This is a genomic window from Qingshengfaniella alkalisoli (assembly GCF_007855645.1).
Taxonomy (GTDB): Bacteria; Pseudomonadota; Alphaproteobacteria; order Rhodobacterales; family Rhodobacteraceae; genus Qingshengfaniella; species Qingshengfaniella alkalisoli.
On the sequence record NZ_CP042261.1, the window covers coordinates 1,926,331 to 1,939,964 of the forward strand.

Genomic DNA, 13,634 nt, shown 5'->3' on the forward strand with positions numbered 1-13,634 from the left:
CACGGGAACATGCTTTCATGAGATTGTGAAGAGGGCGACAGGCCCAGGTACAAGCCCGGCTCATTGGGTCACCGGCCCCGCCTCGAGCCGTTCGGCGAGATCGAGCATTCGGATCACCGTCCGTAGGCTTATTTGAGGCGTGTGAAGCGACGCTCGTCGCAGTGTTTCGACCATCGCGTCGCTTGAGGGCTCCGAAAGCCCGCGCTTACTCCCCTGCTTCAGGCCGAAGTCGATCAATTCCTCCAGGGATGGGGGCCTCAGTTGAAGCGGGGGGCAACGGCTGAGAAGCGGCGCTGGGAGCTGGCGGTAGTCGTTCGTGGTCATCACCCAACCGATCCAGCCCATATCGAACCTGACCTCGAAAAATGGGCAGCTCCAGTTGCCAGCCGTCGCCGGCTCCAGCAGTGGCAGCAGAGAAGTGGTCAGATCAAAGCTGCGCCCATTGCTCGAATGTACAGATCCGGCCTTCTCCACCTCGTCGATGATGACGATTGGGTTGCCGAGCCGGCTCTGCATGATGGTCTGAAGCACGCGGCCAGGGGCGGCGTTGCTCCAGCCGCGCTGCGAGCCGACCAACCCGAAGCTCGCACTTTCGCTCGTGGCCTCGACCACCATACTGGGCACACCAATCAACCTACCCAGCTCCCGGGCCCAGACCGATTTTCCGATCCCAGGCGGTCCGTCGAGCAGCAGCGGCGGCAGGCGAAGGCCCGGCCAGCCTTCCCGAACCGACCTGCGCATCGCGTACCAGACCTGTTCGTTCGCGGCGGAGAGCCAGGGGAACTCAGCGTGTAGCTTCGCGGCCAGTTCGTCGGCACGGTGCTCGTTCTCGATACGGCCCAGCCTGACCCCATCCCTAAGCACCGCGAGCTTCTCGAGATCTTCCTTCTTCAGGTGCGCGACACCGGTTGCCGCCCTCCGGGCCTTACTGAGGCAAGCCGCGCGGCGGTCGATCCGCCGGCGGTCTTTGTGCGACAGCTCGGCGGGAGTCAGCCAGTCCATGCCGAGATCATCGCCAGGAACTGGCTCGTCTGCCAAGGAATCCGCGCTCGACGAGCCTGCTGCGGTCTCGTTCGGCACTACATTGGCCTCGCGCTCCTGGGCGCGCAGACGCAGTTCGCTCAGGTGCTTCCGCAGGCGTCCGGCAAGCGCCTGTTCGTTATCGCCAGGCTCAGGGAAGCGGGCGTGGATGAATGGAATGCGTGACATGGTCGACTCCTGCAAGCAAAGCTCCGCCCATCGGAGAAACGCAGTTTCTTCGTCCTGGCAGGCTGGGATTTCGTTTGTGCCGGGCGGAAGCGATCAGCGCCTTCGGTCACGACGGCCGCCGAAATCTTCCCTAAAAGCGGGATTGTCAATAGCGGTATCTCCTCACTGAGGAGCTTCTAAGGTGCGAAAAATAAAGAGAGTTTTTTCTTTTCCGCAGAGCATCAGACGTCGCACGTTTAGCAAGGGAAGAGCGGGAACAGATGTACGAATTTTTCGCATTTTCGAGCCAAGGCAGAATGCGGCAACTGCGAAGGCCAGGAAACACATCGTTGCAGAACAGATGACAATTCAGGCGCGGGTATCCGACCGGTGAGCGTTCTGAGAAGCCCCCCTGAAGGGCAGGCAGGCAGGCAGGAGAAAGCATCGCCTCCCTGCCCAGGGATGTCACCCCGGCTCTAAACTATGCAGGAGGTGAGGCTCGGCGCGGAAACCGAACTCTTACCAGCCAGAGGTAGCTGGCAGGCCGCTGGTACCCCGGACCAAGCCAGATAGTTAGGTCGCGTTATGCCTTCTACGGCGTGCAAACCACCTCTGCCCTGGGCGACAACGGACAACGAGGGCGATTATGAGCGCTTTTGAGTGGCCGCGAATTCACCGGTGCCACCGATCAAGAGGGCGGGAACCGGACCTCCGCTGCAAGTGCGAACCTATCATGGCGAAGCTGTTGGAGCAGACATTCAAACTGCGACAATTGGGTGGTTTGGCGCTACGCCGAAGATCACATTTAAGGGTCCTATGCGTCTTTTGGCGAAACTCCAACAAAATCCAAACTTAGGAGAGGGGTGGCGCTTAGCTCGTCACACCCATAAGCTGTATCCAGTTACACAAAGTGGATGAGCATTGAGAGTTTCAAAGTTCTATAAGCTTGGCCGAAGTCAGCCGTCGCTGAAATTTATTGACGTCGATATTGATCGGGACATCAAACTGTTCGTGAACGCGAGGGCTGTGCGACTGCTCGAATCCGAATGGGGGGATCACTGTAGCCATCTTCTCGCGAGTTTTTTTGAAGCAGTCATTGGATCGATCAGAAATGGTGACCATGCCAAAGCATTAAGTGTTCTTTCGCAATTGAAAGAACCGAACGAAACCCATCTCGGTTTGTCAAAAGGGAAGTCAGACGGTCGTGGCCTCGGACCGGAAAAGGCTCAACAGATTTGGAAAGCTCTTTGCAGCAGCAAAGCCGTAAAGACGGGCCTTCTAAGTGACCTGGAAGATACGGTCCTTCTTGTCGACGGGGTTTCGGTCGACATCTTGTCTGACATCATTACGAACATCATTCGCGGGCCGCTTATCACGTTCACTCAAAATGCTTGCGAAGAGTATGACATTCCCATGGATGATGAAGTTGCCTCTGGTCCAGTCTGGAATCCGAAGACCCTTTCGTGGGATGAGGACTTTGTACAACTGCCAGCTCCAAATGCGGAGAAGCTGATTTTAGTTCCCAAGTCTATTGTTCGGATCAGCTCTGATTTTGACGTTGGAATGTACTACCGGCACTACGTGTTGGAGGCGATGAAACAAGAAGAGATCGCTAGGAACTCGGAGCTAGTTTTCACGGTTAAATCGGGGAAAAACAAGGGGAAGAAGAAGGTCTACAAAACAGAGCTGCAAGAAAAGTATGGGAGTGAAGCGAAGGCCGTATCCATCAAGTATACCGATAAAAACCCTGAACTCCTGAAGAAGTACAAAGCTGACAATTCCGCTCCAACTCCAGCATTGAGCCATCGACAGATCGCGGAGGTCCAAGAGTTGCCACCACCTGATTGGGAGGGGCTCATGGCCGCTGTGAGGGATTTGGAGCCGGGGCGCAAAGCGGCTTACCTGTATGAAGATGCCATCACGGACCTGCTTGCCGCTATCTTCTATCCCGTCTTGGTCGATCCAGATAAACAGACTGCGTTACATGATGGCTTGAAGCGGGTTGATCTGACATTCACTAATTATGCGCGCTCTGGCTTCTTCGAATGGCTCGCCCGACACTACTCTTGTTCTCATGTCTTCATCGAATGCAAAAATTTTGGGGAAGAGCTTGGGAACCCTGAGATCGATCAGATCGCCATGCGGTTTTCGAAAGAGAGAGGGCAATTTGGCATCGTTGTGTGCCGCGACATCGAAGATCGTGCCAGACTCGATCAGCGGTGTCGCGCGGCTGCACAGGATGGCCATGGGTATGTCGTTGTCCTCGCGGACGATGACTTAGAGAAGCTTATCTCAGAAGCGCAAGATCACCTACTTCAGAGACACGAATTCCCAACACTGAAAGCGGAGTTTGACAAGCTGATATTTTGATAATGGTGCATAACTTACGGCTTATGCACCGCTAAAAGAAACCCAGCAAAATCGAGCGGTAGCGATGGTGCCTAAGTCTGGTGCGCAGTCAGACGTCCGCTTTTGGGAAGCTGCGCAGCGGCAAGGCGAGCACTGATTAAGGTCAGCTAAGGGCCGTTCCCACCTGCCTGGCCTCGATGATGTTGAGGTAGCCTCCGCCTTGGCGCGCCCCGCATCCTTGGCGGCGTGGCTATCCCGCGGCTATCCAAGCTGCTGGTGTTAGAGGATATCTTCGAAAGCCCTCAGGTCACGCGTTCCACCGATGGCCTGCTGAAGCCCCGTCTTAGACCCCGATGCTGTACCGGATACGGACTACCTGGTTGCGGCGGCCTGCAGTCTTCCTCGGCTGGATGGGCCCAAAACAAAGGTCGCAACTAGGCGGGCGTGACGACCAAATGAAGGTCGTTTGCGAAAAAGAAACTTGTCGACGCCTTAAGTCCAGCGAATCCAGGGGCTTGGCGCAGCCAGATATTGTGCGAAAAACTCTTTATTATCAATTGGTTGCAATCCGTGCCGCAGTAGGGCACTCTGCCCTCGGCTGAGCGAGGCGAGCATTCCAACTCTCCCGATCAGCCGTGACGTGGCCTGCCTTCCCCGTGGGTCAAGACTTGTATGAACTCATCGGAGGCGATTTTGCCCGGCCCCACCGTTATCGAAATCCCGGACAATGGCGGAACGGTCGCAGTAATGGCCGACCTCCACCTCAAGTCCTATTTCTGGCAGGGCAGCAACCCGCTCCAATTCCATGGCCTGCAAGATCGGCTGCTCTGGGAAAACGTTGATGCCTTGATCGTCGCGGGTGACCTGTCCGACACCTTCGGCCCGTCTCTGCAGGACGCGCTCGCATACCTGACCCGCTATGTGCCTGCTGATCGCATCTACATCGTCCCCGGAAACCACGACTACTATTCTGTGCGGCTGGACGACGAGAACCGGCTCCGTGACCTGGTTCACGCCAGCGGGAGTTGGTTCGCGCAGAAGACCGAACTCCGCCATCGCAGCGACCGGTTTCTCTGCGCCACGTTGTGGACGGACTTTGACCTACTGGGGGATCAGGAAGCTGCCAAGAATTTCGCCCGCCGATTCATGCGCGACTTCGACATGATCTCCATCGAAGCGCTCGGTCATGTGTGGCTTGACCCGGACGAGGTGCTGCCGCGCCGCATATTCCCGGTTACACCTGAGGACATAATCGCCGTGCATCGGGAACACCGCGCTTGGCTGGAAGAAAAACTGGCGACCCCACATTTCGCCAACAATGGCAGGACCTTCGTTGTCACGCACCACGGCCCGCACCCGTCTGCCGCGGGTCCAATCGATGGCCTCACGCCAGCCTTCCACTCGGACCTGACAGAAGTCCTTGAGCAGAGCGACATCGAAACCTGGTTCTTCGGTCATTCACACCGGCGACTGTCTTCCGTGGTTGCTGGGACACGCATTCAGAACATCTCGATCGGTTACCCGGACGAGGATCACGGCGACGACGAGGATGACCTGGCAGAGGTCTGCTTCATTGCGGCGGCGCTGAACACGCAGTCCTCGAATGAGGTTAGGGAGCTGCCGGCCGACCGACAGGCACTCGAGCAGGACTTCGAGTACGCGCTTCGGTGCAGCGAAACCGGCATTCCTGTCCTGGTGGACAAGCTCACACCCTCAACGCGCGCCTTTCTGCGCCAAGCGTTGAGAGCATGCGCCTGCCCTGTCGTGCCGGAAGGAGACGCGTACTACGCAACCGATGTCATCGTCGCGCTCAGCCGGGCAGCGACGCCCGAGCCTCCGGACGTAAATGGGGGCGATCAATGACCATGGGCGCCCTTCTAGGAATTGCAGGCATGGTGATCGGCGCGAGCGCCATCATCCGATCGCTGATGATTTACGGGCAGAGCATCCGCTCTGCCGAGCCCGATCCGGAACGCGTCCGTCGTTTCATCGAAACCGCTCCTCCCCTGCCGAAGCACCTCCTTCGGGCCGACCACGAGAGCGCTGGCAGCGACGCGCAGGACCCTTCGACGACCAAAGTCGGCCCAGAAGCATATGGTCACGATCCTGAGGGCGGAAGTCGATGACTATGCTCTCACTGGCACGAGAGTGCTCCGGATTGCTGAGCATGGACGCGCTGATCTCGATCACCGGGATGCTCGTCTGCCTGTTCGGCCTCGTCCGTGTCATAGTCGCTTATTCTGGGACGACGCGGTCTGCCGCCCCTGATCCCGAAAGGGTGAAGCGCTTTATCGAAAGCGCCCCGCCAATTCAGGCTCCCCTGATCGACGCCTCTATCGCCAGGAGCCCCCAGGAGAGGCACGGTCTCGCGCAAGAGGCCGAGCCTGCTGAAGAAGACTCAAAAGACCAGGAGGCGCCGCGTTGACCACACCAGTCCCCCTCGCGCCTGATCTCCAAGATCGGGAAACTGCCTTCTCCTTCGTATCGCGCCTCGCCGCGATGAACAGCGCGGATACTGCGGGCTTCTGCACTGACATGGGACTGTCCTTCAGCAAGGTGATCGACGGCAAGCCCGATGCCCTGGCCGGTGTGGCAGCTCTCAGCGCGACTGACGTCGAGGACCTACGGCGTTGGTCGCCGCGGTACATGGCCTCACCCTGGGTGAGCCCCAACAGATCGTCGCGGAAAACGACAAGCAATGCGTCACTCTCTCGGAGGACGGGCGCCGGAACAGAACTGCGCAGGGTCACAGCATCGCGGTGGATCTGAAACGTGATCCCCAAAAGACTACGGTCGTTCTGCGTCACGGCATAACGAGCGCAAACCTCGATGAAATCTCTGCGGCATGCGTCATCCCTGGTCGGCAGGTTCACGCTCCCACATATCGCACCACCGGAAATGAGCTATGGAGAAAACGCACATGGAATATTCGCCTGACGACTGGGTGATCCTGAACGTTTCGTTTACGACGCGGGACAGAACTTTCACTCAGCTCAGAGTGTTGGGCGGCTGGCGCGGGGGGTATCTCAGTGGGGATGCCTGGCGCATAAACTCAGGCATCCAAGCCGTTCATGCGGATGGCCTCGAATACCGCTTCCTTGGTCGATCAGGTTCCGTCTATCTATGCCGTCGCGGCGGATATCGCATGTCACGCATCATGGCGTCTGGCCTGGAAGAGCTGAAGCGTCAATCGACCGTTGTCGATGCAGAGATTCTTGAAGACCGGAATTGGCTTGAACCAGGGCTCCTTAAAGCACTTCTGTATCGACCCAGCGGCTGACGATACGGCGGCGAGGTGACTTTGGCTCGAGATCTTCGCGACTCGGCTAGGGGCTGCTTGATGCACAGGTGGGAGACCTCAGCCGGCAGTGCCGCTACTTCCGGCCCAGACCGGCCATACAACCCATTCGTTTACGCCGCAGCGCAGCTTACGCAAAGCAGACGTTGATCGTATGCCAAACAATTGATGCAATGAGATAGCGTATCCGGTGACTAACAGAACCGATCCCCGCGTGAACTTGGCTTAACTGGTTGATGATGCCCAGCGGGCCCATTTGCGTATCGAAGCTCCATTTCGCGCTTGTGAACCTTCCGACCAACCTAGCGAGAAGCGGTCGGATAGAGCTTTCCCCATTTCCCTTCCTTTTATCCCTGGATTATCCGAAAGTAATTCAATTGCAGAATTGATAGTCCTTGTCTGTAGCGCGGCTTCTCTGATTGCGGTTTCGGGGTCGGTCCAATTTCCGTTCAAGAAAATGGTGCCTTTCATTTCGCGAAGCAAGCCTAAACTGAAAAGCGTTGAAATCGCATTTCGGCTCGACAGGCCTTCAAGGTCTCGCCGTGTGCTGCCCTTGTCGGGCACCGCATTGAGGGCGGCTAGCGATGCGTCCACTGGGGCTTCGCCTATGAAAATCCCCGTTCGGCGTTTTCGGTCATACCGCACTTCCAAAACGTCTAGTTGAGTTGGCCGTGCATCTTTTTGGAAACCATAGTCGTCCGGGTATTCCACGATCAAGCCCACTGAAAGGAGCCAGCGAAGGGTTCTTCCGAAATAGATTGAATGGGTCTTTTCGGAGAACTGGCTTCGCGCTGTGATTTCCCTAAATATCTCGTCCAATCGATCTTTAGGAATTAAGCCGCCATCGGCCTCCGCCCGAATTCTTCGAACCACCTCGTGTGTCGTCCAAAACTCGAACGCGATTCTGTATGCTTTTGCGTCAGTTCGATACAAAGGCGACACAACCCCTTCTTTACGGTTTGTCGATGCATGCCCGAGATTGACCAAGTCTCTGACCAAATTGTCAACTGACGCATGAGTGAGGTCCATTGCCTCGCCCAATTCGTCATAGCTGACCGAATCGTGCTCACGTAGAAAGTTCACGGCTGGGACATAGCGTGAGTAGTTTGATTGCGGGATGTACGTTTTGGGTATGAAAGGGATCTGTTCGGAGATAACGTAGTCTTTGAAGATATCCCAGTAAACCGTTAGCCGGGTTCCGCTGCGAATTACCAATCTCTTTTGAATAAGCGCGTTCAAAACGATGGCGCCATGCAATTGGTCAATTTTGAAGTACTCTGCGGGAGACTCTCGGGCAATTTGCCGGATACAAGCCAACTCCGCAGGGGATAGCTTTTCTAAGTCCTTTCGGAATAGCTCTTCGATATTGAGGCCTTGCCCAATAACCTCATTCTGCTCCAGTCCTTCGTTCACTAGATCAAAAACGTGTACGCACAGCTTCTTCAGCAGCCAAGGGTAGCCTTGGCAGTTGTCAATTAGGACTCTTCTAAGTTGGGGATGGATTTGTTGTCCAAGCTCGGCGCCAAATCTGCCGATAGCTTTGGAGACCTCTTTGTCGTTGAACGGGGGAAGGTCAATTTCTAAGCGTCTGTCTTCAAGTTCGTGCCAAAGATGGTAAGCCTTGTGCTCCGTTGTGATCGTGCCATCGGTCCGCCAAGAGAATCCTACTGCAATTGGCCCTTGAGCGCTTTCAACTGAGGCGCAAAGCTTTCTCATTTCATCGAATATATCCGAAAGGTCAGGCTTGTAGAGGAGTTCCTCGAATTGATCGAAGACTAGGCAGATAGTCTTTCCCTCGGCTTCAAGTTTTGCGAGTAGGCTCGCCATCGATTCCGTATCAAAGAAGTTTGCCGCTCCACCAAACCTGAGTTCCTCGGTAGTGGAAATAAAGCCTTTGTCTACCGCTTGTCGAATTGCCGAAGCAAGAGCAAGCTCGGGAAAACGCTTCGACGCTGCCGCGCGACTGTCCACTGCAAAAATGAAATGACGTTTCCGGTACTTCGGCTTCCTCGCCGTGTCCGCGATTTTCAATACGGTTGAGCTTTTGCCCCATCCGGAGGGCGCCTTCAATGCAAAGAGCCTAGTATCGGTCTTCCCATTGTTGACATTGCCTAGGAAGGCAAAAACTCGATCAATAACAGCTTCTCGCCCAACAAAATCCACTGGACGCGAAGGTCGCAAGTCTGACCAAGTATCAGCCATGGGAACCGAAACAATACTCTGCATCTCGTCTTTGAGCGAACGTGACGTTGTTGGCACAGTTGAAGACTTGACCCAGTTCAGGTCGGATAGGCTCGTATTGGTGTTCTGTATCCAATCGGTGGAACTGTCAGCGCGGCTTCCATCTCCTGCGTGGAAGAGTTCGCAGGTGTCTGTGACCCCGGTAGCCGAATCTGACGCAGGGAGGGCCCAAAACTCACCATGACTGGTGATCAGTAAGTAAGCTTGTTCGGCCTTTCCGGGTGCTTGTACTGTCGAGGAAATCTGCTTTGGGTCAACTACAAGCTTTGCTGCAATCAACCGTTGCACCAACTCCTTAGGTTCGTAGATTCGTAGTCTTCGCTTTTCTTCAGCTGGCTTGCTTTCCCATTCGTGCTTGATGCCCTTGCCGTCTTTCGTCAGATCATGTGTCGATATGAGCCAGCCTGCGCTCGCGCTTCGCAGCATTACGTTGCCTAAGAGTTTTGAAATTGAGTCCGCGCTCAACGAATGTCGATACGCTTTACACTCGACTAGGGTGATTTCCGACGTGTCCTGATCTCTGCAGAGGAGATCGACCTCCATTCCTGTAACCCGTACTTGCTCGCTTACTGCTTGGTTTTGTGTCTCAAGAAACCGACCGACAAAATTTTCCAGCACCGAACCTTTTTCAGACGAGTTAGCTTTTTCTTCGGTGCAGATTTCAACTATGTACTTCACCCTCAATACCTTCCTCAGAAAACCCGACCTTCGGCGGGTGCCAGACCACGTGTTAGTTCCGTAGGAGCCCTCGGTTTAAAGCTAGGCGATGGCATTGGCTAGGAGAAGCGTATTTTCCAACTCATCTCGGACATTCATGCTGGGCGCAGCGAAAGTCTGCAATCCGCCCGCTATGTCGGTCATGCGGGTTCTGGCAGCGTGGTCCTGGCGGAATGTCCGCTTCCATGTCCTTGCGAGGGAGCATCGCACGCGCAGAGAAGGTCCAGTTCCCCCGCCCTGAGCGGATCTGGTCTCGAAGGGCCGCACTCATCATGCCCTGACCTGCCGCGCACCTGGTTGATAGCACGAAATCCGAGACCAGTTTCGCTATCGCGCGAGGCCCTTTTGCCCGGACCTGCCCCCTTGTGTTGATCCGGTCTGGACCGAGATCGATCGTTGTCCCATCTTCCGCAGGACAAGACCGATAGGAACTTCGATGCCTTTCCCACTGCCTCTCCGTCCACTCCCGGCTCCGCGCGAAACGGTCCTGTCCTTCCTTTCGCGTTTCGCCACGATGAATGCAGCGGAGATGAGCGACTTTTCCATCGATCTCGGCCATCAGATTCGCCGCTTTCTGGACCTGGAAACCGCTGCCCTTGATTGTCTGGCCGAAGCGGCGGGGCTGGAACCTGCGATACGCGATGAACTTGCGTCCTGGACCGGCGTGCCTGCCGGCGACGTCAGAATGGCTTTCAGAGGTGAAGCCTTTGTGTCGCGCGCCCTGCGCAACCCTGTCATGCGGGGTTGCCCGTTGTGCCTGCAAGAGGATGCCCAGGCGACGCCCGGCCATCCGGAGCGGTTGATGGCGATGCGGGGCGACTGGCTGTTGCGGTCGGTCAATCTCTGCTGCCACCACCACCACCCTCTCGTGCCGCTTTGGGAGGTCGCCAAGCCTGCCGAGAGGTTCGACAGCGTGGCCCGGCTGCGCGATCTTGCCCCTAGGATCATGGCCGGGGCGTTCGATCGACCCTGCTCTGCACCGACAGATTACGATCTCTGGCTGGATATGCGCCTCGAGACCGGCGAGGATCCGACCTGGCTGGCCGGGCACGGTGTATATGCAGTAACAACGATCTGCGCGCTCTTCGGGATGGCCCTGCTGCAACATCGCTCCCCCGAAGCAAGCATTGGAGACAGGCGGGAGGCAGAGGCTCAAGCAGCCGGTTTCGCTGTGCTCTCCCAAGGAGAGACGGCCTTCCGCCAGGCCCTGCGGGACCTCGCCCGAAGCAGCGGCGGCACGCAGATCGCGCCGCGGCAGACGTTCGGAAAGCTGTATGTCGCGCTCGACGACTACCTGACAGATGCAGCCTTCGATCCGTTCCGCACGATGCTGCGGGATTGCATTCTCGAGACCTGGCCGGTTGCCGCCGGTGAGCGCGTCCTGGGCGAGGTGCTGCCGGCGCGGCGCCTGCATAACCCCAGAACGGCGTCTGTGGGTGGCTCCTGCATTGCAAGCGTTTTCTGGTGGTATCTGCGGTCATTTTTGTCAGTACTGTCGTCTGTCCGGCCTGTTTGTGTGGTGGTGTTCCACTGGCCCTGATGAATTCCGCGAACGAGGTTCCAATCGGCTTATCGACCTCAAAGGGCCGCTGCCATTCCCGGAGTGTCCTTGCTCTTGGTTGACTTATTTCCGCATCATCACTTCAACGTCTTGCATCTCGTGGGCAGTCGGCGCGGTTAGAACGCAGGCTGCCGGTATTCCTGTTTTTTCGTGAGCATCGCCCAGATGGCCCGAGCGGCCTTGTTGGCCATGGCGGTTGTTGCCAATCGGAATGGTTTGTCTGCGATAATCTTCGCCGTCCAGAGATCAACTTTCTCTGGCGAACGTTTTGCCATGACAGCGCGAGACGTCATACCCACGACCAGCAGTTTGCGAATGTAGCGATCACCCTGCTTCGTGATCTTGCCCAGACGTTCCTTGCCGCCGCTGGATTTGTTGAGAGGGGTCAGTCCGAGCCAGGCTGCCAGATCGCGCCCTGTGCGGAACTGTTTTGCATCGCCGATCGTTGCGACAATCGCCGATGCCGTGATCGGCCCGATGCCAGGCATGCGCATCAGTCGGCGTGCGTCTGTGCTCAGCATCGCATGCTGCTCGATCATCTTCGTGTAACCCGCAATACGCTCGTTCAAGCCGATGAACTGATAGCACTGCATGCCGAGCATGCCGTTTGCGATATCCGGCATGTCCGGGTGATCTCCATCCAGATGGCGCTTGGCGAACGCTGTGACCGCCTCAATCCCAATCGGCAGAATATGCCCAAACTCGCGTAGCAAGCTGCGGGTCATGTTGGCCATCTGGGTGCGCTGCCGGACAGCCAAGTCGCGAGTGCGATGGATCGACAGAACCGCCTGTTGATCCTCTGTCTTGATCTCGACAAAACGCATCGTCAGGCGCCTGACTGCCTCGCAAATCGCTTCCGCATCAACCGCATCTGTCTTTCCACGTTTGACGTAGGGCTTCACGTAGTTCGCTGGCATCAGCCTGACATCGTGGCCGAACTTGCGTAACGTGCGACCCCAATGGTGAGCTGATCCGCAAGCTTCCATCCCGACGGTGCAAGGCGGCAAGGTTTCAAAGAACGCCAAAAGCTTCGCCCGCTTGATTGCCTTGTTGAAAATCACACGTCCGTTCTCAGAAGTACCGTGAACTTGAAAAGCATCCTTGGCCAAATCCAGGCCGATTGTCTTAACTGTCATTGGGTGGCTCCTTTCCTAGCAGTCAACAACAACTGCACTTTGGCACATTCGATGCCGGTGGAGCAGGAGCCACCCACCTCATCCGCGAATGAGATCGGCGTCTCGACAAAACTGGTCGAGCAGATCCTGACCGATGCCGGGGCATTGCCCGCCGCGGATCCTCGCCCATCTGCGCTGCGCACCTTCGATGCCGCCGAACATGCGTGGCTTCTGGCCGAGATCCCAACGCTGGTTGGACGGGGAGACATGCTGGCAGCCATGGGCGCCACCGAGGCACAACTTCGCACCCTACGGGAAGAGAAAATCATTCGCCCACTGACCAAGCATCCTCGAGTCAAGGCGCCCTGGCGGCTCGCCGACGGGCTGGCGCTGGTCGCGGAACTGCACGCCCTGACGCAACCCGATCCGGCCGATGGCTCTGGCTGGGAGGGGCTCCAGTTCGCGAAACAGCGCACCGGCCTGCCGGTCGGCGCAATGCTGAATGCCATCAGGGAGAGGCGCATGAGGGTTGCGTGCGATCCCGGGCAATCGGGCTATCGATCGTTCATGGTTCTGAAGGCCGAGGTCGACAGCCTGGCTGGAGCGCGCCCCCATGTCCGCCGTCGCGACGAAACGACGGCGACCGGGCAACCAGCCTCGGTCTTTGCGAACAGCATCGGCATGAGGCGCAGGGGCTGGTATCCGGCACTGCATGAGGCCGGCCACGCGCCAGCATTCTGGACTCGGCACCCTGTGACGCGGCGGGCCGTTCTTTATGTCTCTGAGGACGATGAGGCCAAATTTCACCGCCGCTTCCTGACCCCTACGACCATGCAGAGTGAATTCGGTCTCCATCGCCAGACCTGCACCGCCCGGCTGCGCGCCGCCGACATCAGACCGTTCTCGCCTGGTGGAGTGGACTTCGGCCCCCTTTACCTACGCCAAGAGGCCGAACCGGTGCTGCAAAAGGCGGTAGGTCTTGGCCAGGGCTGATCGCGCACGTCGCATTTGACCGCAGTGTCCCGGCAAGGGCAGCAAGATCGACAGCAGGACGCGTTGATCGTTCGAAACCCGTCTTTTGTCGAAAAGACGGCCTTTGGATGTCGAACAACACTATTGGGTTTTTTTGGTGACCCCGGCAGGATTCGAACCTGCAACCTGCCCC

The 13,634-nt window shown here is 57.2% G+C and carries 11 protein-coding genes; 8 read left to right on the plus strand and 3 right to left on the minus strand.

Going from position 1 to position 13,634, the window contains the following annotated elements; translation table 11 throughout:
- Positions 1-60: 60 nt before the first annotated feature.
- Positions 61-1,209, minus strand: a complete 1,149-nt coding sequence (locus FPZ52_RS09715; RefSeq protein WP_146365245.1) for an AAA family ATPase — start codon at positions 1,207-1,209, stop codon at positions 61-63.
- A 900-nt stretch (positions 1,210-2,109) separates the two neighbouring features.
- Here FPZ52_RS09715 and FPZ52_RS09720 point away from each other — a divergent pair.
- The 6 genes from FPZ52_RS09720 (at position 2,110) to FPZ52_RS09745 (ending at position 6,817) form a co-directional block, all read left to right on the plus strand.
- Entirely contained in the window at positions 2,110-3,558 is a 1,449-nt protein-coding gene (locus tag FPZ52_RS09720; protein WP_146365246.1) for a hypothetical protein, read from the plus strand.
- 672 nt (positions 3,559-4,230) lie between these two features.
- The gene (locus FPZ52_RS09725) at positions 4,231-5,400 is read left to right on the plus strand and encodes a metallophosphoesterase (RefSeq protein WP_168201300.1); all 1,170 of its coding nucleotides are present in this window, start codon (positions 4,231-4,233) and stop codon (positions 5,398-5,400) included.
- Complete coding sequence (locus FPZ52_RS09730) at positions 5,397-5,663, plus strand: hypothetical protein (protein WP_146365248.1); 267 nt, start codon at positions 5,397-5,399, stop codon at positions 5,661-5,663. The genes FPZ52_RS09725 and FPZ52_RS09730 overlap by 4 nt, the downstream gene beginning before the upstream one ends.
- A gap of 41 nt (positions 5,664-5,704) precedes the next feature.
- Positions 5,705-5,962, plus strand: a complete 258-nt coding sequence (locus FPZ52_RS09735) for a hypothetical protein (protein WP_146365249.1) — start codon at positions 5,705-5,707, stop codon at positions 5,960-5,962.
- A complete protein-coding gene (locus tag FPZ52_RS09740) occupies positions 5,959-6,306 on the plus strand; it encodes a TniQ family protein (protein WP_240804340.1) in 348 nt (115 codons plus the stop codon). The genes FPZ52_RS09735 and FPZ52_RS09740 overlap by 4 nt, the downstream gene beginning before the upstream one ends.
- Positions 6,307-6,457: 151 nt before the next feature.
- Complete coding sequence (locus FPZ52_RS09745; protein WP_146365250.1) at positions 6,458-6,817, plus strand: hypothetical protein; 360 nt, start codon at positions 6,458-6,460, stop codon at positions 6,815-6,817.
- A 243-nt stretch (positions 6,818-7,060) separates the two neighbouring features.
- On the opposite strand, the gene FPZ52_RS09750 is transcribed toward FPZ52_RS09745, so the two are convergent.
- A complete protein-coding gene (locus tag FPZ52_RS09750; protein WP_168201301.1) occupies positions 7,061-9,754 on the minus strand; it encodes an nSTAND1 domain-containing NTPase in 2,694 nt (897 codons plus the stop codon).
- A gap of 475 nt (positions 9,755-10,229) precedes the next feature.
- Here FPZ52_RS09750 and FPZ52_RS09755 point away from each other — a divergent pair, with 475 nt between their 5' ends.
- Positions 10,230-11,333, plus strand: a complete 1,104-nt coding sequence (locus FPZ52_RS09755; RefSeq protein ID WP_146365252.1) for a TniQ family protein — start codon at positions 10,230-10,232, stop codon at positions 11,331-11,333.
- A gap of 137 nt (positions 11,334-11,470) precedes the next feature.
- Here the strand turns inward: FPZ52_RS09755 and FPZ52_RS09760 are convergent, their stop codons facing one another.
- Positions 11,471-12,490, minus strand: a complete 1,020-nt coding sequence (locus FPZ52_RS09760; RefSeq protein ID WP_146365253.1) for an IS110 family RNA-guided transposase — start codon at positions 12,488-12,490, stop codon at positions 11,471-11,473.
- Positions 12,491-12,493: 3 nt separating this feature from the next.
- On the opposite strand from FPZ52_RS09760, the gene FPZ52_RS09765 reads away from it, so the two are divergent.
- A complete protein-coding gene (locus tag FPZ52_RS09765; RefSeq protein WP_146365254.1) occupies positions 12,494-13,462 on the plus strand; it encodes a hypothetical protein in 969 nt (322 codons plus the stop codon).
- The last annotated feature ends 172 nt before the right edge of the window (positions 13,463-13,634 follow it).